14 protein-coding genes are annotated in these 24,683 nt (G+C 47.6%); 13 read left to right on the top strand and 1 reads right to left on the bottom strand.

All coding sequences use genetic code 11. From position 1 onward, the window contains the following. The 4 genes from AXFE_RS00375 to ftsW all read left to right on the top strand — a co-directional run bounded on the left by AXFE_RS00375 (position 1) and on the right by ftsW (position 5,421). Positions 1-1,515, top strand: a complete 1,515-nt coding sequence (locus AXFE_RS00375; protein ID WP_052603916.1) for a UDP-N-acetylmuramoyl-L-alanyl-D-glutamate--2,6-diaminopimelate ligase — start codon at positions 1-3, stop codon at positions 1,513-1,515. Continuing rightward, positions 1,512-2,552, top strand: a complete 1,041-nt coding sequence (gene mraY / locus AXFE_RS00380) for a phospho-N-acetylmuramoyl-pentapeptide-transferase (protein ID WP_052603917.1) — start codon at positions 1,512-1,514, stop codon at positions 2,550-2,552. The genes AXFE_RS00375 and mraY overlap by 4 nt, the downstream gene beginning before the upstream one ends. Before the next feature lie 91 nt (positions 2,553-2,643). Then, positions 2,644-3,981, top strand: coding sequence for a UDP-N-acetylmuramoyl-L-alanine--D-glutamate ligase (murD, locus tag AXFE_RS00385; RefSeq protein ID WP_152625758.1), 1,338 nt, complete (start codon positions 2,644-2,646; stop codon positions 3,979-3,981). A gap of 72 nt (positions 3,982-4,053) precedes the next feature. Further along, positions 4,054-5,421: a putative lipid II flippase FtsW gene (gene ftsW / locus AXFE_RS00390; RefSeq protein WP_052603919.1), complete on the top strand. Its 1,368-nt coding sequence runs from the start codon at positions 4,054-4,056 to the stop codon at positions 5,419-5,421. Positions 5,422-6,027: 606 nt separating this feature from the next. Here ftsW and AXFE_RS00395 read toward each other — a convergent pair. Beyond that, positions 6,028-7,404, bottom strand: coding sequence for a tryptophanase (locus tag AXFE_RS00395; protein WP_052603920.1), 1,377 nt, complete (start codon positions 7,402-7,404; stop codon positions 6,028-6,030). 875 nt (positions 7,405-8,279) lie between these two features. Between AXFE_RS00395 and AXFE_RS00400 the strand changes: the two genes are divergently transcribed. From AXFE_RS00400 to AXFE_RS00450, 9 genes are all read left to right on the top strand, one after another. Beyond that, a complete protein-coding gene (locus AXFE_RS00400; protein ID WP_052603921.1) occupies positions 8,280-9,155 on the top strand; it encodes an FAD binding domain-containing protein in 876 nt (291 codons plus the stop codon). Between the two features lie 2 nt (positions 9,156-9,157). Further along, entirely contained in the window at positions 9,158-9,655 is a 498-nt protein-coding gene (locus AXFE_RS00405) for a (2Fe-2S)-binding protein (RefSeq protein WP_052603922.1), read from the top strand. After that, positions 9,652-12,030: an aerobic carbon-monoxide dehydrogenase large subunit gene (locus AXFE_RS00410; RefSeq protein ID WP_052603923.1), complete on the top strand. Its 2,379-nt coding sequence runs from the start codon at positions 9,652-9,654 to the stop codon at positions 12,028-12,030. The genes AXFE_RS00405 and AXFE_RS00410 overlap by 4 nt, the downstream gene beginning before the upstream one ends. After that, on the top strand, positions 12,027-12,920 hold the full coding sequence (locus AXFE_RS00415) for an XdhC family protein (RefSeq protein WP_052603924.1): 894 nt from the start codon (positions 12,027-12,029) through the stop codon (positions 12,918-12,920). Before AXFE_RS00410 ends, AXFE_RS00415 begins: the two co-directional genes overlap by 4 nt. Positions 12,921-14,776: 1,856 nt before the next feature. Next, the gene (locus AXFE_RS00425; RefSeq protein ID WP_052603926.1) at positions 14,777-17,767 is read left to right on the top strand and encodes a bifunctional diguanylate cyclase/phosphodiesterase; all 2,991 of its coding nucleotides are present in this window, start codon (positions 14,777-14,779) and stop codon (positions 17,765-17,767) included. Between the two features lie 2,027 nt (positions 17,768-19,794). Then, complete coding sequence (locus tag AXFE_RS00435) at positions 19,795-20,943, top strand: UDP-N-acetylglucosamine--N-acetylmuramyl-(pentapeptide) pyrophosphoryl-undecaprenol N-acetylglucosamine transferase (protein WP_152625759.1); 1,149 nt, start codon at positions 19,795-19,797, stop codon at positions 20,941-20,943. Between the two features lie 52 nt (positions 20,944-20,995). Further along, positions 20,996-22,390: a UDP-N-acetylmuramate--L-alanine ligase gene (gene murC / locus AXFE_RS00440; RefSeq protein WP_052603929.1), complete on the top strand. Its 1,395-nt coding sequence runs from the start codon at positions 20,996-20,998 to the stop codon at positions 22,388-22,390. After that, positions 22,390-23,355: a UDP-N-acetylmuramate dehydrogenase gene (gene murB, locus AXFE_RS00445; RefSeq protein WP_052603930.1), complete on the top strand. Its 966-nt coding sequence runs from the start codon at positions 22,390-22,392 to the stop codon at positions 23,353-23,355. The genes murC and murB overlap by 1 nt, the downstream gene beginning before the upstream one ends. A 161-nt stretch (positions 23,356-23,516) precedes the next feature. Further along, complete coding sequence (locus tag AXFE_RS00450; RefSeq protein WP_052603931.1) at positions 23,517-24,329, top strand: FtsQ-type POTRA domain-containing protein; 813 nt, start codon at positions 23,517-23,519, stop codon at positions 24,327-24,329. The last annotated feature ends 354 nt before the right edge of the window (positions 24,330-24,683 follow it).

The following is a 24,683-nucleotide window of genomic DNA, read 5'->3' on the forward strand; positions in this document are numbered from 1 at the left end:
ATGGATCACTGTGAGTTGTTAGACTGGGCAAGCCGGGAACTAAAAAATGCATTTCTCTTTGAGGAGGATCTCATTCGATTATCGAGGCTACTCATGGCTGCAGGGATCGGTGATTTTGCTCACCACTGCCCAGATCGCGAAGTTACCGGGATTACCATCGATTCTCGAAAGGTGACCCCTGGTAATCTTTTTGTTGGTCTTCCAGGAAGAAGTTATGATGGCGCCACATTTGCGAGGGATGCCTTAAGTCGTGGTGCCTGTAGTGCGATTATCAGTGATTATCACAAAGACGATCTAGAGGCTGAACTGGAGGGTCTGTTAGTCATTGAAAGGCTGGATCGTAAAGTTTTAGCTGATCTTGTCTATGCGTTCTATGGTGATATCTCAGAAAAAATTAGACTTATAGGTGTAACTGGAACCAACGGCAAGACAACTATCACCCATATGGTTGCACACGTCTTAAATGTGCTTGGTTCACCATCTCGAGTGATTGGTACCTTAAATGGTGAGCTCACGACCCCCGAGTCGCCTGAACTGTTTAGCAGGATCGCAAGTGCCATCTCAGATGGTGCCTCCAACCTGGCGATGGAGGCGTCCTCGATCGCGATCGATCAGGGGCGAATCAATAACCTCACCTTTTTCGTCTCGGTCTTTACTAATCTCACTCCAGATCACCTTGACTATCATGGCGACATAGAGAGCTATTTTTTAGCCAAAACCAAGCTCTTCCAGGGCGGTCGAAGCCGTTTTTGTGTGATCAACAGAGATACTCCATATGGACTTAGACTGCTTTTGTCTGGCAACATTTCGGGCACTAGCTATAGCATAAGTGACGCGACAGATCTTTCCTTGAAGATGAGTGAGATCACCTTCACCTACTGCGGTCGTGGCTTTATGGTTCCATTGACCGGAGAACATAACCTTTCAAATTCGCTTGGGGCAATCGAGGTCCTTCGATTGATGGGTTTTGGACTTGGGGAGATCTCTAGCGCCCTATCCACCTTTAGTGGGGTTCCAGGACGGCTAGAGCTAGTTAGTGGTGACGATCCAACCCGGGTCTTTGTTGACTATGCGCACTCTCCCGATGCTCTAGAGCATGTTCTTTCCTCGCTAAAGAATCTTTTAGAGGATGAGGGCCGTCTTATTTTGGTCTTCGGAGCTGGTGGTAATCGCGACTCTATCAAGCGTTCACTGATGGGTGAGGTAGCTGGCAGGTACGCAGATATGGTCGTTGTGACCAATGACAATCCTCGAAATGAGGATCCCAAAGCGATAGCTATGGCGATATTGGCCGGTTTGAGCGATTCTAAAAGAGACGTTCCCAGCGTCGTTATCTACGATCGTCGTAGCGCAATTGAGCATGCGATTATGGCTGCGGGCGATAAGGACGTTGTTTTGATTGCAGGCAAGGGCCATGAACGCTATCAATTGATTGGACCTAATCGTTTTGAATTTATCGATGGTGACGTGGCTCGATTGGTTTTGAATTTAAAGAGGCAGGAGCTGATAACGTGATCGCGATTCTTGTCTCGTCGGCACTTGCATTTTTGGTTGCTGTCCTGGCAACCAGTTATCTGATTAAGTTTTTACGGGCCTATAAGATTGGCCAGCAGATCAGAGAAGATGGGCCAAAGCGTCACGTCTCTAAGGCTGGAACCCCAACGATGGGTGGCATTGTAATTTTACTGGGAGTTCTAGTCGGATATTTGGGAGCTCATGCCAACTTGGGAATTCCAATCTCCTCTGGTGGCTTGCTCGTTCTGTTTGCTGCTCTTGGAGCGGGGTTGGTTGGCTTCTTGGACGACTTTATCAAGATCAGGAAGGCTCGTTCCCTTGGTCTTACAAAGTCGGCTAAGATCCTTGGTCAGATTATTGTGGCAGGCCTCTTCGCCTTTGGCGCCCACTTTTGGGCACATGTGCCATCGTCGATCGACTTTGTGCGTTTCAGTGGTTTTGCTTTCCACGTTCCCGTCTGGGCTTGGATAGTCTTTGCGACCTTGGTAGTCATAGGTTCTTCAAATGCCGTCAATCTGACTGATGGATTGGATGGATTGGCCGCAGGATCGGCGATCTTTGCCTTTGGGTGCTTGACGATTATTGGATATTGGCAATTCCGTCACGAATCTGTCTATCACGTCTCTAGTGCTATCGATATAGGAATAATAACCGTAGCGATGTGTGGGGCTTTAGCTGGATTTCTATGGTGGAATGCTGCGCCCGCAAAGATATTTATGGGAGATACGGGCTCCTTAGCGATTGGGGCGGCCTTAGGAGCTACCACACTGATCATGGGGCTAGACCTTTGGCTGGCTATTCTTGCGGGGCTATTTGTTATCGTAACATTGAGCGTGGTTATTCAGGTCATCTCATTTAGAGTATTTCATCGTCGTGTCTTTAGGATGGCACCACTTCACCATCACTTTGAATTGATTGGATGGCCCGAAACGACAGTTATCGTCCGTTTTTGGATGATGGCCGGAATCTTTACAGCGATCGCGCTTGGCCTTTTCTATGCTGACTTTCTCTCTATTGGAAATCTGATCAAACAATGATTGAGCCTACGACCCCATCTTTAGCAGAGGGCATATCCATGGATCGTTGTGGTTGGTTGCGGCACGCTACCTTGGGATCTCGAGGTGGCCGATGAAGCCTTTGACCCAGGAGAACCAAGGTGATTCAGCGACTGGACACTCTAGCCAATCAATTCTGGTGGGAGGCTACGGACGCGCGGGTAAGAGCGCGGTAAGGCTAGCAAGACAACTTGGATGCAACGTGATAGTCTTTGAGTCGAATTTGGCTATCGATCTTCCTGGAGATCTGAGCGTGATTCGAGATGAAAATGAACTTGCGGATCTGATCGTCGATGTTGATAAGGTCATCGTCTCCCCGGGTATAGAACCAACCCATGGTCTCTTTGGCGATCCATCAAAGGTCCAAAGTGAGATGGCTTTCGCCAGAGAGCGCATTACTTCACCGATTATCGCTATTACGGGGACGAACGGAAAGACGACTGTATCAACCCTATTGGCTGAGATGGCTGAGCGATCGGGGAGCAGCGTTAGGGCTCTTGGAAATATCGGAACGCCCCTAAGTGAGGCTGTTGGTTCTAATCTTGACCTTATAGTACTTGAAGCCTCCTCTTTTCAATTGGCCAATACCTCTAACCTTGCACCTATTCAGGCGGCGATTTTAAACTTTGCCCCTGACCACCTGGATTGGCATGGCTCTATTGAGCACTATCTAGCTTCGAAGATGCGAATCGTTGAGGGGATGGATGACGATGCGCAGGTTTGGATTTCGAACTTCTCACCCGAAGTATCTGGCTCCTTGGACGCTATCGGGCGTTCCTACAGGCAGATTTTAGGCGAGGGTGGCGACATCTTTGAGAACGAGTTGATAGTTCTAGGGCGATCGATCGGGCCGATCTCTGACCTCAAGAGACAGTTCAACCACGATTTGACGAACTTTCTATTTGCAGGTGCGATGGCAGCCTCCTTTGGTTGTGACTACGATGCAATTCGTTCAACGTGCCTTGAATTTGAGGGGTTGGCCCATCGTATGCAATACGTTGGCTCCTTTGGGGGGTATCAGGTCTTTGATGACTCCAAGGCAACCACTCCGGATGCTGTTATCTGTGACATGGAGTCTCTGCAGGACGTGGTCTTGATTGCAGGTGGCAAGAACAAGGGGTTGGACCTATCGGTTTTGGCGATTTTGGCACCAAAGTTACGTGGTGTAGTTGCAATCGGAGAGTCCGCAAGTGATATTGAAGGTGCCTTTGTGGGTCACGACCTTTCTGTCGTGCGAGCTTTCTCTATGGCTGATGCGGTCGAAGGTGCCTTTGGTATGGCTCAAATGGGTGATTCCATCGTTCTTTCACCTGGTTGTACCTCCTGGGATTGGTACTCTTCCTACGTTGAGCGAGGCTTGGACTTTCAGAGTTCAATTAAAAAAAGTGCTCGGTTGCGTGGGCTGATATGAGAGTTTTTGGTTCATGATGTTAGGTCGTTGTATCTTATCCCATGATTTGAGTGGGGTTTCGGAGGAACTGGTATGAATTTGGATTCAAAGGCAAAGCCGGATCGAAGATTTCATCTGATCAGCGGTGGCAACTCCAACGTCTCGACAGCGGAATCGAATTTGGAGACTGATCAGGAAGATCTACCTGGCGAGGTATCTGGTTCGGAGTCCGATTCGGGCCATGGCATTTTTTCTCGCAGGCGCACTAGTGGGCGTTTAGGGACTCTATCTCTCGATGGAATGGGCTATGACGAACTAGAGGATGAGTTAAGTCAGAGCGATCGCATCTATGAGCGAAGCTCGCTTAGTTTTTCATTAATCGCTCTGGTTTTGGTCCTTCTCTTGGTTGGCTCTGCCATGGTCCTATCAACGTCATTCGTCCCTTCACTTGGTTTAAAGGGTTCGGGCTCTCCCTTTTCGATCTTTGAACGCCAGGCGATCTGGATCGTGATGGGCTTGTTTCTATTCTTTGGTATCGCTCGAATCAACCCCAAGCGAATTGCACCATTTGCTCGATTGGGAATTGTTCCAGCCATAGTATTTCTAATAATTGTGCTTGTGCCAGGCGTGGGACTTGCTGTAGGTGGAGCCAAGCGATGGCTTGGGATCTCCTTCTTACGTTTTCAGCCCTCTGAATTTGCGAAGTTAGCTGTCATCTTGTACCTGGCCGGCTTCTTTACGCCGGCGGTTCCTATTCGTTTGCAACGATTTTCAAAGGCTCTTCCGGCTATATTGCTGGTTGGATTGATCTGTGGTCAGGTTCTGCTTGAGCCCGATATGGGTACCGCCATGGTGGTCGGATCGATTCTGATTGGGATGCTCTTTCTAGCGGGTATGCGTATGAGGGTCTTTGCACCATTTGCCTTCGCAACTATTTGCCTTGCCACAGTGGCAGCGCTTGCTCGAAGTTATCGACGCCAGAGACTCCTCTCATTTCTTCATCCTTGGCAGAATCGGTTGAGCTACTCCTATCAGGAGGTACAGGGGCTTGTTGCATTTGCTACAGGTGGAGTTCATGGTGTTGGAATCGGCGCCGGTTCAGCAAAGTGGGGGTACCTGCCCAACAGCCAGACGGACTTTATTTTCGCTGTAATTGGCCAAGAAGCCGGTGTAATCGGCGGTCTTTTTGTGCTTGGACTATTGGCAGGTTTGACCTATGCCATCTTTAGGGTGGGGCTGAGAGCGCCAAGTCGGTTTGAGTTTTTGGTCTGTATAGGCATGGCTCTTTGGGTGGGGAGCCAAACACTGCTAAATATTGGCGCTGTTTTGGGTCTCTTGCCCGTGACCGGGGTTCCCTTGCCGTTGATCTCTGCCGGAGGCTCCTCGCTCCTCTTTATGATGGCTGGCCTTGGAATAGTTCTAGGGGTTGCTCGTCATAGTGATCCATCTCTGCGACGTTAATACCAACATCTGATTGATACGGAGCTGATTAATACAGAGCGAAATAGCCGACTTTTGGTTATTCCCAGCGGGTGATTATAATGTTGAACCCAGTTGAATCGTGGTTTAGCTTTGTCTGTGGCTTTGTCTTGCGATTTGAAGATAAAAGGTAGCTCTTTTGTTTTTATCAAAGCGCGCCGGAAAACCCCGTCCGTAAGGGCGGGGATGATGTCACGGAGATATAAGGATGCGCCATTTAGGATTGCATGATCTCTGTGTCGAAAAAGGGTTGAACTCTACCCACTTTAGGTGCTTTTTGGGCTGGATGGTAGATGGACGCGGCCAAAGGTAATTTTTGCTTCTTATGGGGATTTATCCGGCGGAGATCTCTTCTTCTAAGTTGACAGCTGTCCATTTCTATTGCCATGTCATTGCCACTTTGTGGATCTTTCAGGGCTGGTTCGATTCAGGACATTTGCTCCAGAGGCGCCATGGTTGTTGCACCTCTGGATTTTTGCACCTAGGACGGTGATTGTGATGGTGATGGCTATGGATCGATCATGGGAAATCAAAAGGTAAACGAAGTAGTCGGTTGAAAACTTTTACTTTAGGTCTTTGATTTTAGGGTTAATTGAGTCTTTCAAATTCCGCGGTAAAGTGCCTCAGAAATTGCGGAGCTTTAGTTATCTTGTACCCCTTTAAACCCTTGGCATCCTCAGCTACCTTTTTTGCGACCTCTATAACATAGTCAATGTGGCTTTGGGTGTAGGTTCGCCTTGGGATCGCAAGGCGAACTAGATCCATAGTGGCTGGAACTTCAGTTCCCTGCGGAGTCATCCCAAACATGACAGTACCGATCTCGCATCCGCGAATTCCGCCCATCTCATAGAGGGCAACGGCTAGAGCTTGTCCAGGGTATTGTAGCGGTGGAATGTGGGATAGAAAAGCACGGGCATCTATGTAGATTGCGTGGCCGCCGTAGGGCTTTACTACAGGAATGCCCGCCTTGTCGAGTGCATCGCCTAGGTAGGAGGTGGATGTGATTCGATATTGGAGGTAGTCGTGTGAGATCGCCTCCTTGAGCCCTACTGCGATTGCCTCTAGGTCTCTTCCGGCAAGGCCCCCGTAGGTTGGAAAGCCCTCGGTGAGAATGAGCATGTTTCGTGCTTTTTCGGCTAGAAGGTCGTCGTTACAGGCGAGCCATCCGCCGATATTTGCCAGAGGATCCTTCTTGGCGCTCATGGTCATTCCATCAGCGTAGGATATCATCTTTTTTACTATTTCTTTTACATCCATATTCTCATAGCCGGCTTCTCGAAGACGTATGAACCAGGCGTTTTCTGCAAATCGACAGGCATCCAAGAAGAACGCTATGTTGAATTCATGTGCAATCTTAGAGACCTCTTCAATGTTGGCCATCGAAACGGGTTGGCCCCCACCTGAGTTGTTTGTTATCGTCAGCATGATAATTGGGATATTTTGAGGACCAACTCGGTCGATCAACTCTCTTAGAGCGTCAGTATTCATATTTCCCTTAAAGGGATGAATAGTTGCTGGGTCTTTTCCCTCTTCGATGACCAGATCTACCCCTTGAGCTCCAACAAATTCAATGTTGGCTCGGGTTGTATCAAAGTGTGTATTGGAGGGGATGACCATGCCATCTCCAGCGATAGATGAAAAGAGAATCTTCTCTGCCGCTCGACCCTGATGGGTTGGAATTATGTGCTTGAAGTCGAATAAATCAACGACTGCTTCACGAAAGATCTCCCAGGATGGTGAGCCAGCATAGGATTCATCCCCATGTTGAATTGCCGCCCATTGGTCCCTGCTCATCGCTCCGGTTCCAGAATCGGTGAGCAGATCTATTAGGACGTCTTTGGCGGGAATATTAAAGACGTTGTACTTTGCTTTTTCGATAGCACTCTTTCGTTCATCCCGGCTCATTAGCTTGATCGGCTCCACGGAATGAATTCGAAATGGTTCTATTATTGTGTTGAACTCCATGGCTCGATGTTACATTGTAGCGTTACCAGATTCCGTAGTTAGATTTTAAATCTGCAGCTCACAGGTATATTTTAGGGTCAGAAAATGGTGCATGTTTTTTTTGGAACAGACACTTTGTTGACTAAGGTTTGCGGTTCGTGCCGAAGTTGCTCTAATAGCTAGTCAAATTGTTCGGCGATCGGTGAGCTTCTTTCACAAGAGAAAGTGACACCTTTGTGCCTCACTATTTGGTTTTTCTTGGGTAAGTGCGTGATTCGTTGTCTCTAAGGAAGATATTGGTTACCCGGTCCTTTCTATAGGCTGTTTTTGAAAACCGTTGTTATTGATTTTTATGAAAGTTGAACCTCTTGCTTGCTGGGTAATTAGATAGCAATTAGTTCGTGAAATGGCATCTATTACTTTGAATGATCTTTGGTGAATTAATTTTTATATTTCTTCATTGCAATATAATTTTGGAATTTCTGGATCACTCTGAGATTATCCCACGCCGAACAAGGGCTATTTCTTGTATTTCTTGAATCAACGCCTCTTTGAAATGAGGATCTACGAAAGCACCTTGCTGAGGACACGACCTCTGGTTCGTACCTCCAAAGATCCGTAGTGACTCAAAGATCCGTAGTGACTCAAAGATCCGTAGTGACTCAAAGAGACCTCTTCTTGATCGTTCTTTTTGTTGACGGTAGATCGGTGATTCGTAGCCAGTTTGCTCTTCTTTTTGGTGGCTTTGGAAAATTTCATATCACTTTGACATTTGAAGTTAAATTCCGATTCGCCAATTAAATGTGGTGTAATATCGCTTAGCTACAAGATGTACTTATGTGGTTGCCTGGGTTTGCTTCTGAAGCTTAGGCGCACTATGAAGTTGGGGGATATGCATGCAGGTGCCAGCACCGGTGGAATATGAACGCGCTCTGAGTGTAGATGACGCTATCGAGCGTCTCACTCGCTTAGGGCCCGAGGCTCGATTGGTAGCGGGAGGACACAGCCTATTACCAATGATGAAGCTGAGACTAGCTAGACCCGAATGTCTGATCGATATAAATGGATTGGCAGATCTCTCTTTCATAAGACGTGACGGGAATGTGCTTCGGATTGGTGCTATGACGCGCCATAGCGAGCTTTTGGCTTCTCAGGTCATTTCCGAAGTTGCGAAGATAATCCCAGACGCTGAAGCTGTCATTGCGGATCCGATTGTAAGGAATCGTGGAACTGTAGGTGGTTCCATGTGTCAAGCAGATCCCGCTGAAGACCTCTCTGCAGTCTTTGCCGCCCTAGATGCCATGGTTGAGATTCGAGGGCCACGAGGGACCAGAGTTGTCTCAGTAAATGGTTTTCATACGGGCCCCTATTCTACGGTTGTGGAGCCCGATGAGATCTTGACTGAAGTCTCATTTGTAACACAAAAGAATTTAGGTAGTGCCTATGAAAAGGTTGAGCGCCGCGTTGGCGATTGGGCTATTGCAGCTGCGGGTGCCGTTATCGCTCTCCAAGATGGAAAGATTCAAAGAGTAGGAATCGGCTTGGCCGCTGTTGGTGCTCCTGATTTTCGCGCCAGTCGCGCGGAGGCATATCTATTGGGTAAGGATGCCACCCCCGACCTATTTGATGAGGCAGCAAGAATGGCTAGTGCGGAGTGTAATCCTAACTCTGACCAGCGTGGACCAAGCGCATATAAGCGACATTTGGTGGAGGTATTAACCAGGAGGGCTCTCGATGGGGCACTAAGTAATTCCAAGGGAAAGGCAAACTAGCAGTGCGTGTGAATATTGAGGTAAATGGAGTCAACTATTCTGAGGAGATAGAGCCTAGACTTCTGTTGGTTCACTTTATAAGAGATCAAATCGGGCTAACCGGAACGCATTGGGGCTGTGACACATCCAACTGCGGTACGTGTGTCTTGTGGTTGGATGATCTTCCAGTTAAGTCCTGTACTGTCTTGACGGCAATGGCAGATGGCCACAGAGTGCGAACAGTAGAGGATCTTGAACAAGGTGGGGAACTGGACCCAGTGCAGAAGGGCTTCATGCAAGAACACGGCCTTCAGTGTGGCTTTTGCACCCCAGGAATGCTGATGACCGCTCGTGCCCTTTTGGATAGAAATCCCAATCCAAGCGACCTTGAGATTCGAGAGGCGATCTCAGGACAGATCTGTAGATGTACGGGTTATGAAAATATTGTTAGAGCGATTCGATGGGCGGCTGCAAACTCTTCTTCGAATGGCGCTTTGGATGTAGCGGAGGTTGCGCAATGACGACCACAGAAAATCAAGCAAATCCGATTGGCTTTGGAAGAATGTTGCGCAAAGAAGACGCACGTTTTCTTCGGGGCAAGGGAAACTATGTAGATGACCTCAATTTGCCTGGGATGTTGCACGGTGCGGTTCTGCGATCTCCCTATGCCCATGCTCGCATCAAGTCAATTGATATCTCCGCAGCTCAAGCTCATCCTAAAGTAAAAGCGGTTATCACTGGGGAAATCCTTGAGACGCTGAATCTGGCTTGGATCCCATCACTCTCTCATGACGTGGTAGCTGTTTTAGCGACCGATAAAGTTCGCTTTCAAGGTCAAGAGGTTGCCTTTGTGGTTGCTGAGGATCGTTATTCCGCAAGAGATGCGCTGGAACTTATTGAGGTTGACTACGAAGTTTTACCACCGGTGGTGGATGCCAAAAAAGCACTTGATAAAGATGCGCCGGTGATTCGAGATGACATCGCTGGCAAGGTTGATAACTTTATTTTCGATTGGGAGTCGGGTGACAAAGCTGCTACAGATGAGGTCTTTGCGAACGCTGCCATCGTAGTCAACCAAGATATGTTATATCCTCGAGTCCATCCTGCACCGATGGAGACTTGCGGGGCTGTTGCCTATATGGATCCGATAGATCAAAAACTTACGATCTATTCCACAACTCAAGCTCCACATGCACACAGAACCCTATATGCCCTAGTGGCGGGATTGCCAGAGCATAAGTTGAGGGTGGTCTCCCCTGATATTGGTGGCGGCTTTGGAAACAAGGTTGGAATCTATCCGGGTTATGTGCTGGCTATAGTTGGATCGATCCTTACCAAGCGACCAGTCAAGTGGATGGAGGATCGCTCTGAGAATTTGATGAGCACCTCTTTCGCACGTGACTACCACATGAAGGGTTCGATTGCAGCTAGCGCCGATGGAAAGATTTTGGGTCTAAGGGTAGATGTCTTAGCCGACCACGGTGCCTTCAATAATACCGCTCAGCCGACCAAGTTTCCCGCAGGGTTCTTCCACGTCTTTACGGGTTCATACGATCTTATGGCTGCACATTGTTCTGTTCGGGGTGTCTATACCAATAAAGCACCAGGGGGCGTCGCCTACGCATGTTCGTTTAGGGTTACTGAGGCTGTCTATCTCGTTGAACGAATGGTTGATCGTTTGGCTCAAGAGCTAAAAATGGACCCTGCAGAACTGAGAATGAAGAACCTCCTTCGCCCAGAGCAATTCCCATATACATCTCCGACGGGTTGGGAGTACGACTCCGGTGAATATCCTCGGGCCCTTCGCTTAGCAATGGATATAGCTGGTTATGAGGAGCTTCGAAAGGAGCAGGCACAAAAACGGGCCAAAGGCGAGCTAATGGGAATAGGCATTAGCTTTTTTACCGAGACGGTTGGCGCTGGTCCTAAGCGCCATATGGATATTTTAGGGCTCGGAATGGCTGACGGCTGTGAAGTTCGTGTTCATCCTACCGGTAAGGCGGTTGTTCGGCTATCGGTTCAGAGTCAAGGACAGGGCCATGAAACTACATTTGCTCAGATCGTCTCTGAGGTAACTGGTATTCCACCAGAAGATATTGACGTGGTACACGGTGACACCGACAATACCCCATTTGGCCTTGGCACCTATGGATCTCGTTCGACCCCGGTATCTGGCGCAGCCGCAGCTATAGCTGCACGACGTGTGGTTGATAAAGCACGAATTGTGGCTAGTGCCATGCTGGAGTGCGCACCTGAAGACCTGGAATGGGAGAAGGGCCGCTTCAACATCAAAGGTGATAAGTCAGTGGGCAAAACCATGGCCGAGATAGCACTTGGTGCTCACGGAACGGTAGAGCTACCAGAAGGGGTAGAAGGTCACCTAAATGCTGAGTGTGTCTATGATCCGCCGAATTTGACTTATCCATTCGGAGCCTATATTTGTGTTGTTGATGTGGATCCTGCAACTGCCAAGGTTTCGGTACGGCGATTCATTGCTGTCGATGACTGTGGTCCAAGAATCAATCCGATGATCGTTGAAGGTCAGGTACATGGTGGTCTTGCAGACGGAGTGGGAATGGCCCTCATGGAAGTTATTGCCTTTGATGAAGATGGCAATAACCTTGGTGCGTCGTTTATGGACTACCTTATTCCTACTTCCTTAGAATGTCCTTCTTGGGAGACCGGTGCCACTGTAACGCCGTCCCCACATCATCCTCTTGGGCTAAAGGGGGTTGGTGAATCGGCTACAGTAGGATCACCGCCGGCGGTTGTCAATGCAGTCATTGATGCGCTAGCTCCGTATGGCGTCAAGCACGCAGATATGCCGCTTACGCCAGCTCAAGTCTGGCAGGCAATGCAAGGTGCGCCCTATAGGACGGATTTGGCAATCCAGTGACACGAATCGATGTAATGGATAGAGCAGCGGAGTTGCGACGACAGAGGGTTCCCTTTGTCTTGGCAACTGTAGTGCGGGCCCAATCGCCAACGAGTGCAAGGCCAGGAGACTGTGCGGTGATTCTTTCGGATGGGACGATCGAAGGTTTTGTTGGTGGCTCTTGTGCCTTGACTACAGTTAAGGCTGAGTCGCTGCGGGTTCTCTCAAGAGAGTTCTCGGCACTTTTGATCATCTCGCCCCATAGTACTCAAAGCGATGAAAATGACTCAGATGGCGAGGTGATAAGGGCCTTCAACCCTTGCCTTTCAGGCGGGACCTTGGAGATGTTTTTAGAACCTTCACTTCCTGAGCCGACGATTGTGATCTATGGTGACTCTCCAATTGCTCAGGCACTTTTAGATGCAGCGGCAGTTGTTGGCTTTAGGCCACTTGAGGGCACTTTCATGGGATCTAAGGAGCTTGAAAGTGACTTCGTCGTCATCGCTACCCATGGGATCGACGAAGAGCCGGCGCTTATTGAGGCCTTGGAGTCAAAGGCAAGTTATATCGGCCTTGTGGCTTCAAGAAGGCGGGGAGCTGGCGTTCTAAGTCTTCTAGAGGATAAGGGCTATGACCTAAGTAGGATAAAGTCTCCAGCTGGACTAGACATCGGTGGGCGGACTCCTGGTGAGATTGCAATATCCATCTTGGCAGAGATAGTTACCCGAAGAAATTCAAGGTCGCACCGAGCTGAAACTTTGGCGCCCAACTATCCACAGATTGGGATTGACCCAATCTGTGGGATGGATGTAGTGATCGACGCCAGCGCCATTACTGTCAATTTAGGTGGCATCGACTACTACTTTTGTTGTAATGGTTGCAGAGTTAACTTCCAAAAGCAACATAGCTGATCGAGGCGGAATCCTTACCTCCGCATGGAGCATCGTGCTGTTGATGCGGTTTTTTCAACCACACTCGGATTAGCGAAACAGAGATTAGCAATACCGTGATAACCAAGTGCTAAGGCGACCCCTTCGATCAGTCGATATTATTGATTTGGCCAGGAGATCGCGCTTTTCTTGGCCAAACCTTTTTGGAAAAGTACTTGAGGGTTGCATGGAGAAGCTGTGTTGCGCTGTGGTACAAGACTTTCGGTCCATCTTTTTCGACTCTAATCTCATCGATGATTAGGAAAGATGATTTGTTTGTGGGCTTAGAGGTAGATGGTCTCAAAAATCTAAATCTTCCCAGGGAAAGGAGAATAGGTTGTCTCGAACTCCTAGTTGAGGTACCGATTATCCCCACGAATAATTCAGTTTGAGATACGACTAACGGTACAAGAATGGAGGTGGCTTAGATCTTATAAAAGTTACAAAGCTATTGCAGGCTCCGAAGGAGATTGCCAGGAGAGGGTAACTACCTAGGCAACCCAAGAATATATATTAGATTGGCGAGTGAGCGAGATCTACTGGTTGATATTTGCTCCTAGGATCGATTGATCTACTTAGGCGCGGGTAATATGAGCATCGGGCCGGTCGAAAGTCTTTTGGGTTTTGTTTTTTTGGAATACTAGATTGTTTCTCGAGCGCGACACTCTATTGCATCAATTGACTAGCATGTGTCAATAGAGGGTGTTTTCACCCCTAATTCTGGGCTGTGATGATTCGAGACCGCGCTCATCAAGGTGAGTTTCTAAAAGCTCGAGTCAGAGTGAACACTGGTCTTTCTGAGGCTTGGCTAGATTCGTTTATAGTTGTCGATTGGACACCCTAAGGCATTGACTGAATGCCAAAGGAGTTTTGGGGTGACCAAGATTACGACTCTTGGGTCTATTACCAGTGGATATAGATATCTAAAGTTGACCGTTTGAAATGCTTAGGCAAGTTTATGAACCATGGAATTGATCGATTTTCTATCCGTCGTGCCGTGCAGTGTTAGATCGATATCAAGGCAAAGGCAAAATTGTCGAACGCTCTTTCTTTGGTGCCAGATCATGATACGCCTTAGGGAATCCCTCATGGCTGATATCCTATCGAGCATTCACATTACAATATCTGGGATGAGATGACGATAGTGGATCAGTGCAGATATTACCAAGAGATCAATTCGCACTAGATTGCTGGTGAGTAGTTCATGATTTTTATGCAATTGGGAGCTTTTGCTTTTCCAAATGGTCAATTTGTGTGATAAGTTTCGGTTCATTGTATAGCCTTTTGTCCGCCGTCTATGAGATCGCTCTTTTCTAACTGGGGCGGCACGAGGCCAGATAGGCGAAATTAAAAGTTTGATTTATAGTTTGATGAAATTATAAATTACTATAATTATTTAAGTTCAACTAATGCGAATCGACTATAGGTCGATATCCATTGATAGGTTTTCTAGGAGCGGAACGCCTAAATTGGGGCAAGACTGTGGTTATGCGTAGGTGAGCTTCAGCTCCGATGAGCTTTGAAAGTAGAGTTTCGAGAGATCAAATGGATCAAGGAAGCTCTATTACAAGACGGTTTTTTGTGGCATCAGGTGAATAAAGATGAGGCTCATGGGATTGAGTTGCGCATCGCTTATGAGTTTGGGGTCTCTATTGGCCATATCACTGAGAGATAATTCGTATTGCTAAAAGGACGATCCGAATTTGAGATTCTAAATGAGAGATTCAGGCGTTTATGAGGGGTGTATTGATTGCTTTATTTTCACTCGCTGGGTAGTTTTGGATAGATCATTGCCAGAGGTAAGCCCGGAGTCAGTTTTGGATAGACGGAGGAGCTAAATGGACGAGAAGTTCGAGAAGATGTCACGTCTTTATCAGGCCCTCTATGAGATCAATGAAGCTATTTTGCGTCTCGAAGATGAAAGCCACCTCTTTCCGCTGATCTGCGACATTGCGGTTTCTCTTGGTGGAATGAGACTTGCTTGGATTGGGCGCCCGGATCTCGAATCAGGAAGTATGACTCGCCTAGTCTCTTCTGGGGCTACTGCGTATTTAGATGGAATTGAGATCTTCGTCGATCCATCTTCTGACTTCGGACAAGGCCCAACTGGACACGTTTGGCGTGAAGGTCAAAATGTCATAATCAATGATTTTCACTCTTCTGAAATGACAGATCCATGGAAAGAGCGTGCTGTTACCAATAGAATTAATTCATGTGGATCTTTCCCAATCTTTCGTGGCGGTGAGATCTTTGCGATCTTTACGGCCTATCACGAACAGATAGGTGCTTTCGATAGCGATGTTGTTGCGCTCTTGGACGAGCTATCTCGTGATGTAACTTTTGCTCTTGAAAACTTTGACCGAAACGCGGAAATCGAGAGAAGTTCCTCTGAGCTCGCTGCTAAGGAGCGCCACTTCCGCGCCTATTTCGAGCATTCGATGGTTGGAATGATAGCATTAACCAAGGATGGGATGATCCTAGAGGCGAATAGTCGCTTTTGTGAGATGCTCGGTTACAAACAAGATGAGCTCCCCAGAAATATCGTATATGGCCTCTCGCACCCCGATGACATTGAGCTGAGTAAGGCGTTTTTAGCTAGAGCTTCTCAGGCGACTGGTGGTTATTTTGTCCTAGATAAGCGTTACATCCATAAGGATGGCTCAACTATTCGTGTTCATAATACCGTAGGGGTGGTCACTGATGCTTTGGGTAACTTCGACTATTTAGTCGCTGCAGTTGAAAATGTAAATGAGCGTGACGAACGGCGCAATCGAATAGAGTTACTCGGTCGAATTATCGATAATTCTCTCAACGAAGTGCTAATCTATGAAGCCAAGTCGCTGCGCTTTACATGGGCCAACCGTGGATCATTGATTAACCTTGGTTATAGCGCTTTAGAGCTAAATGAGATGGATGCTCTGGCGATTAAGCCTGATTTTGATTTGGCCAGCTTCATGGAGCTGGCCTCACCGCTATTGGATAAGACTAAGGAGATATTGGTCTTTGAGTCGGTCCGTCAACGCAAAGATGGGTCAAGATATCCAGTAGAAGTTCACCTTCAGATTGCCGAAGTGGGCGAGGAGCGTTTCTTCGTCGCTGTTGTATTGGATATTACCGCTCGGATTGAGAGTCGAGATCGTCTTCTTACTGCGGCGAGTCTCTTTACTAACAGTAGAGAAGGCATAGCGATTGCTGACGCCGACTTTAGGGTCACTGCTATCAACTCCTCTTTTACTAGGATTACCGGCTATAGCGAAGAAGATGCAATCGATACTTATGTAGCACCGACTGATTCACCGATGGTCTTTGATGGTGGTTTCGGCGAGGATTGGTCGAAGCTGTTGCGGAACGGTGAGTTTGACGGCGACCTATGGAGCCATCGCAAGGATGGATTCGGGTATTTGAATCGATTTTCAATTCGCCACATTCGTGACGATCGAGAGATGGTGGTGGGCTACGCCGGATTTTATAAGGATGTCACCCAGGAGAGATCAAACGAGGAACGCCTTCGTAACGCCGAGATGACTGACTCTTTGACCGGTCTTATGAACCGCAACTCCTTCATGGTGGCCACGGTTGAACTCTTTGAGTCAGAGTCAAAGGCAATGGGTGGCGTTGCTCTTTTGCTTGTCAACCTCGATCACTTTAAAGCTGTCAATGAGGCCTATGGCTATTCGATAGGCGACGTCGCATTGCAGAGGCTTGGTAGTCGGTTTGAAGCTATGATAGATCCAAAGAGGCCGATCTGTCGCTTGGGCGGCGATGAATTTGCGATGGCCGTTGCCACGAAGGATCCACTCGATGCGCTGGATTTCGCACAGTCTGTTTTGGGATTGATAAATCAGCCAATTGAGACGGAAGCCGGTGAAGTTCACTTAGGAGCTTTCATTGGCATCTCGCTTTACCCGGATGATTCTAGTGACTTTGAGTCACTCTTTATCTTGGCTAATTCGGCTCTAGAACGCGCTCGTCATGGTGGTTCAAATAAGATCCTTCTTTTCGACTCCTCGAATATTGGGGCCTATACTCGATCCCTCGAGATCCAGAAGTCTTTCCGAAGGGCGCTTTCCAATGATGAGCTGTACTTGGTTTATCAGCCGATAGTTTCGCTCAGGGATGGGTCAATTCGAAGTTTTGAGGCTCTCTTGCGTTGGAATCATCCTAAATTGGGTGAGGTCCCGCCATCCGAAATAATCCGAATCGCTGAGCGATCTGGGTTTATAATTCCACTGGGAAATTGGATAATTAGTCGAGCCCTCGCGCAGTTGGCTAGCTGGCATCGTGATGGGGTCGATGTGGCGATGCTCTCGATCAATGTATCAGCGATTCAGTTTTTAGACGGCAGCTTGGTCTCGATCTTGGGAGACAAGCTACGCCAATATGGTCTTGGAAATGGCGTGGTAGAGGTGGAGATTACTGAAACTATCGCTATGACAAATGTTGATGAGTCACAGGCACAGATCGAAAAGCTAAAAGATTTAGGCGTGGGCATCTCCATCGACGATTTTGGCACAGGCTATTCGTCTCTCAGCTATCTTCGTAAATTTCCCGCCACAACGATCAAGATCGACCAAAGCTTTACGAGTGAATTGGTTGAGAACGTTGAAGTTAGCACCATAGTAGAGTCGGTCATAAGGATTGCAGATGCTCTGGGCGCTGAGATCGTGGCGGAGGGGGTCGAAACTATAGCACAATTTGAGGTTCTGCAACGTATGGGTTGTGCAAACGTGCAGGGATATCTTATTGCCAGGCCAATGTTGCCGGAAAAGGTGGCACCTTTTATTGAAAAAGTAGCGCAAGATCCGTGGTATTTTTTATGCCAGGAGTGAAGCTAGTTCCCCTTGGGACTTTCCTTTTTGCGACTAACTACGCTTTTCTAATCGATTTTGAATCAAATGTTGATTCAAATTCTTGCCCTTCGGGTTTGTTTATTAAGTAACTTTGGGTTGTTACTGCTTCGATTCGATGCGGATGGTAATGAAGTTAATGGCAGGTTTTGGGCGATAGCGAAATCAAAAAAAAGTAGTTACGGTCGAAAATTATCAGGAACAATAGCGCCGACTTATCGTAATATTTGGAGTTTACCATTAGTGTGATGACACTAGTCTCCGGAACGCTCCAGTCCATAACAAGCGGTATTCCAATTCTGAAGGTCATCATCGCCTTGGATCTGTGATTTTGCTATTTTGGGACGGCCTTGGCTTTTTTGGCTTCCCCAATCATCATTTGGATCATCAAGACCTCATAACCGGTGCCTTCTCCCTGTGGTCGTGAGAGTGCTCCTCGAAGTGCTCCTCGAAGTGGTCGCGATTTGTATTTCATAGAGATGTAATTAGCTGCTGTTGAGCAGCCATCGACAATTGGTCGTCTTTGACTTGGTCGATGGCTCTTGATAATTGTCGCGTAATGAGTCCTATAATTTGCGGTGATTGGTTAGGAGATAGGTGGTTTGATGACCCATCTTGAATTGATAAAGATGGCAGTAAATGAATATGTTGCTACTTTTTGGCTGACTAAATGGCGGTCATTGCAAATAATTACCATGGTTTATTAAAGTTGAAGATTTGATTCCAGTGACTTATCTATAGGGGCAACTAGAAATCATTTAAAGTTTTTCATGGCTGTGATTAATATCTTAGTATTGTCGCGTTTTGAACTTGGTATTTTATAAGGGTTATTTTAATCGTTGAGAGGTTGGATCTCGCTAGTGAAGGGTGAATTTATTTTTAGTATAAAACCTTTTGCCGAAATAGTCTGTGCGTTGATCTGGCTTTGATCTGGCTTTGATCTGGCTTTGATCTGGCTTTGATCTGGCTTTGATCTGGCTTTGATCTGGCTTTGATCTGGCTTTGATTTACATGGTAGGGGTTTCGGCAGGTGGTTCTTGGCTGTCTGCGAGTAAGGCTGTCTGCGAGTAAGAAAGTGACTCCTTGAGGGTTGCTTGTCCATGTGACTACAGTCTCAATAGACCTGTAGCTTCAATCGAACTGCCAAGGAGAAAGCTGTTGGATGGAAGATCATCGTCGTTTCTCTTCCTCAGGTCTCTATATCAGCTATCGCGTCGATTTCTTAGCGGCAAGAGACGATCGACAGAGCTGATCGGCAGAGATTAAAAAGCTTGGCAACGAATCCTCCCATAGAGCGAGTTGGGTCATGCATATGAGGTGGATATGCTAGTTGACCCTATCTGTTGAGGCAATTGTGCTACTGCGATTAGAAGATTCAAACAGTGCTAGGGCTTGATTTTTGAAGGTGACTTTGAAGGTGACTTTGAAGGTGAAAATTGTCCCATTGCTATCAACCTTGGAATTTGGACTTTCTTGTTGAGCGAGTAATCACACTTTGTTTTTGATTTGCCTTAGCGCTAGGGCATGTGATTGCTATCTCGTTAGTACGTATTCATATTTTATGTTGCTAACAGTGTTGCTAACAGTGTTGCTAACAGTGTTGCTAACAAAGGTCTTTGAATGCCCTTGATTAATTGGCCTGGGTAAAGCTGAGGCCTTTGGATCTTATTTGAGCGGACTTGGACGCATTGGTTTGGCCTTTATTGTCGCCATTAAATCTTAGTGGATGAACCGTTGAGTGATCGATTACATTACGACCATGGATGCGAAAACCTAACTCAGGGCGCAAGCCCGCCAAGGCATTAGGCGCTAGGGTTATTCTTCAAAAGGAAATCGTCGCTGGCTGTAGTGTGCGCCGGATGCATCTATTGAATAGATGTCCGAGCGCGCAACGAGGCGGCCATAGCGTCGCTTGGTGCGTGCGATGATGGTCCAAAGATGGTGAAATTTTCAAACTCGATTCTCGAGAGTTGCAACTCGAAGTCTTAAAGTTAAAAAGTAGGTACGATATGAAGGTTGTCATAGGTGCGGCAGGCACCGGCGGTCATATCTATCCAGCGGTGGCAGTAGCGCAGTGTCTTGAGGATAGATCGATTTCGGCGAGCGAAATCTGTTTTGTGACCTCTAGTAGGCCGGTCGAGGATGCTATTTTTTCGCAATTGCCCTATGGTAGAGAAAGACTTGATGTAAGGGGAATTACCGCTAGCTCAACAGTACTATCCAAAGTACGAGGCGTTGCCTCCCTTGTATCTGCATCTTTTGCGATAAGGGCTTTGCTCAAGGTGCAGAGGCCGAAGGTCGCCATCGTCTTTGGGGGCTACATCTCAGTCGTTGTTGCACTGGCTAGTTATAGCTTGGGGATTCCGGTTTTAGTAGTGGAGACAAACTCTGTTATGGGGCGAGCCAACCGGTTGATCTCCAAACTAGCCAAGGAGATCTTTTTAAGTTTTGAAGAGTCAAAGATCCATCGGGGCAAGATCGATCCCAATGGTTTTGCGAACCGCTCGGGAGTCCCTCTAAGAAGAGAGATAATGGCTGTCGATGTCTCCAAAGAGGCAAGGCGGGATCTCTTTTCGAAAGCGGGCTTCGAGGTTGATGAGATAGATAGCTTTGTTGTTATCTTTGGCGGTTCGCTAGGTTCAAGAAGAATAAATGATGCAATTATTGCTACCTTATCTAACTTCCCAAATCGCTTCCCAAAGGTGGGCTTTTTTGTTATTACAGGAGAGCGTGACTTCGGGGAGGTTCGACAAGAACTCACAGAAGTATCAAAGGTGTCATCGGCGCAGGTCGTCTTTGAAAACTATAGTGACGAGCTCTATTCATATATGGGAAATGCGGATCTTGTGATCTCGCGCGCAGGTTCGAATACGGTGGCTGAGCTCGACTACTTTGGAGTGCCAGCTATTTTGATTCCGCTTCCGAACTCCCCAGGCGACCACCAGACAAAGAATGCTCGTTGGTATTGCGAGAGAAGCGAGGCAGTCTTTGTAAGAGAAGGCGACTTTTCCCCGGCACTTCTTGGCGACATGATCGAGAAATTGATCAGCTCGCCAACCAAAGTTTTTCACCAAAGTTTTCCCAATAAGCCAAGTGACGACGAAGTTGGCGATGCTGCAATACGGATCGCGAAAAGAGCCATTGATTATGCTCTTTAATAAAGGTTTGTCCGCATAGATCTCTAGGGATACTTCCATGAAAGGAGTCGCCATGAAAGACCTTGTTATGCCGGAACGAGTCCATATAGTTGGCATTGGCGGAGCTGGAATGTCAGCAATAGCTATGGTTCTATCTGAGCGTGGTGTAGAAGTTAGTGGCTCAGATTTGAAGGCGTCGTCCTCCTTTGAGCGGCTCAGGGGCTATGGGGTCGAACTGTATCTAGGCCACCAATCCTCAAACGTTAGAGATGCACAAGTGGTAGTTATCTCATCTGCGATTCGACAGAGTAATCCAGAGGTGCTGGCGGCACTTCAAAAGGGAATACCCGTTTTGGATAGATCTGAGTTTTTCCCGATTCTCCTAGGCGATAGCAAGGTGATTGGCGTGGCGGGAACACATGGTAAAACCACAACTACATCGATGCTGACGCTTTGCCTGTTGGCTGGGGGCCTTTCTCCATCTTACATTATCGGTGGCGAACTGAACGAGACGGGAACCTCTGCAGCTAAGGGTGCCGGGGACTATTTTGTGATCGAGGCCGACGAGAGCGATAAGAGCTTTATGGCGCTAGGTGCTTATGGTGTAGTTGTTGGAAACTTAGAACCCGACCATATTGAAAATTACAACGGCTATGAAGACCTAAAAGACCACTTCTTTAGATTTGTCAAGAACGCCGAGGGGCCTAAGTTGATTGGCTCCTATCTTGGAGATGTAGGTGACCTTCTTTCGATAGAGGGCGTTAAAACCTTTGGAGTCCGCGAGACCGATGACTTCTGTATCTCTAATGTCTCTTTTGGGGAGTATCAGACGCACTTTGACCTGAACCAGAGAGGTTCAGTGTCCCAGAGGGTTGAATTAGTGGTACCGGGGATGCATAACGCATTGAACGCTGCTGGAGCGATCGCAATGGCGGTTTCATTAGGTGTCGGGATTGAAGTGGCGGCTAATTCGCTTTTGGAATTTACCGGGGTTTCTCGCAGATATCAGCGAAAAGGGGAGGTTCGAGGAGTTCAATTTATCGATGACTATGCCCATTTGCCTTCAGAGATTCGTGCGGTGATTGAGGCTACGAGGGCTCAATGGCCACATAGTCGCATAGTTGTGGCTTTTCAGCCACATCGTTACAGCCGGACTGCGAGATTGGCTGACGAATTTGGAGACGCGTTAGCCGGCGGTGACTTAGTCATTATAGGCGACGTATATTCCGCAGGTGAGGATCAAATTCCTGGAGTATCTGGTGAGCTGATTGCTGTACATATGAATACCAACCATCCGAATGTTGAGGTTTTGTATCACCCTAGTCGCAGCGATATGGCTGACTTTTCCTTGGCCCTTATTTCAGAGGGCGATATCTTTTTAACACTTGGCGCGGGAGACATCACATCTTTGGCCCAAGAGATGATCGATCGTGCAGGGCTGCGACGGGATGGAGCACAAAGAGGCTGATGGATCACCACTGGAATTTCAATGGTTTGAGAGATGCCCTAGCGCTGGCTGGTTTGTCGATCTGGTCTGATCCATCTCTAGCTTCTCGTACTACTTATCGAGTGGGCGGCTCTACTGCAATTGGTGTAACTATTGGGACTAAAGAGCACCTTTTGACCTTCTATGAGCTGATCAGAAATGAGGGTGAGATACCGATTTTTGTGATCGGTAATGGTTCGAATTTGTTGGTCTCTGACTCTGGTTTTTCTGGGGTTGCACTTTGCTTAGGGGGTGACTTTGACCGCATTGACTTTGAAGGTTTGTCCGCTAGGGCAGGATCTTCTGTGCATTTACCCATTCTTGCTCGACGGTCGGGCGGCATCGGGTTGAGTGGCTTTGAGTGGGCAGTAGGGGTGCCAGGGTCGATTGGTGGTGCTATTCGTATGAATGCAGGTGGCCATGGTTCGACTATGGCGGATTCGGTTGAATCGATCGAGATCTATGATCCAAATGAGCCTTTGGGCTACAAAAGTTTGAGCGTTAGTCAATGCGGATTTGGATATCGAAGTTCGGGACTGTCACCCACAGCGGTAGTTTTAGGTGCGACGATTCGAATGGTGGAGGGGGATCCGCAGCTGTCCAAAGCCAGAATTAGCGAGATTGTGACATGGCGTCGGAACAATCAGCCAGGTGGGCAAAATGCTGGAAGTGTCTTCGTTAATCCTCCTTCAATAAGCGCCGGTAGCCTCATTGAACAAGCGGGCCTAAAGGGATTTACCTATCGCGGTGCCAGTGTTTCACAAAAGCATGCGAATTTTATTCAGGCAGAGCCCGGAGCTTCGGCCCTTGACGTCATAACTCTTATGGCTAAAGTTCGTGATATTGTCGATGCTAAGTTCTCGATACGACTTCATAGCGAGATTCGATTTTTAGGATTCGACGAGACCTACGGATTGGAAGGGTTAAACACCGTCAAATCTCACTAGGTTGGAGCTCTCTTTGGTGACGATCTCGCCTTAGATTTTCCGAACTCTATGGTTGCTGGATATGGGTGGCGTGTTATCTTTGTTTTGTCGATGGATCGTTCCACGACCGATTCGGTCGAATCTCCATAGTACTTTTTGACTAGAAAGCGTTTTTTATAAAATTGGATGATAAGAGTGGAATTGACCCGCGGATAAAGCGTCGAAGGAACCAGATTGCGAAGCGATTTCTCCGGCGCAGAGTTGCTCTCGCTCTGGCTTCACTTGGCCTCTTTGGCCTAGGCTACTTGGGGGTCATCTCCTCTCTTTCTATCTTTAAGATTACAAAGACGAATATTGTCATAAAAGGCACTTTGGCAAGTTCTTCTTTTGTCAGCGGGATCGTCTCGAAGTATCTTCACATTAGCTATTTTTCTGTCCCCACAAGTACGATCCAAGCTTTATTGCTCAAAAATCCAAAGATCAATTCGGCCTTAGTTGAGAAGAAGTTTCCAAATACTTTGGATGTGCTAGTCACCTCTGCCCAGGCAACTTTTGTCGTAGCCACAGACTCACTCTCCATTCATCGCATAGTGATAGGTCAAAGAGGACAAGTCCTCCCGGGCGTTACGCCCCCAGTCGCCATGCCAGCAATCTGTAAGGCAACCGACCCCTATGGCGGAGTGATAGTGGACTTTAACTGCGCCACATACACCTCGGTTTCGATGGTGAAACCAGCATTTTCAAGGATTGCATATATCGAGGGGCACCTTGGTGGTCTATTGAATCTGCCGATTGAATATTTCGTCTTTCCGGGAACAGGTGTGGGGTTTGAGGATTCAAACCATACATTTGTCTACATCTCCAATCAAGATAAGATCAGTGCTACCGTTGCTGAACTTGGACTTTTAGAGAAGGCGACTCCACTTGCCCCAGGAAGCATCTTGGACTTGACCGATATCTCTCATCCGTCGTTGATACCGCCATCTTCTTCCTAGAGGGCCAGGGTAATCTTGGTCAGGTCGCTTATGCCAAAAGTTACCAAAAGTTAACTATGTGATTCTGCTGTGTGAAGTTTGAATGGGCAAGCGCAATAGATGGATCGAAAGTGGCCTATCGCCTATTGACTCTGGGTTACTCTCTTTCTGGTCTATTTTCTCTGGGTTTTGCATCTTATTCGGCGACGGGTTGGGTGAAGAACGGCCCTTTGTGTCGTTGATTTTGCCGGGGCTGATTCGTTGATAGTGGCCAAGTCAAAAGGGCAGAGGTGCCTTTTGGGGAGCTCTGGACTTATCTAACTCTGAAACTGTCATAAGGGCTCGTCGTTTGATTGACCCTTCAAGATATTCCTT

This window comes from Acidithrix ferrooxidans (assembly GCF_000949295.1).
GTDB classification, from domain to species: Bacteria; Actinomycetota; Acidimicrobiia; order Acidimicrobiales; family Acidimicrobiaceae; genus Acidithrix; species Acidithrix ferrooxidans.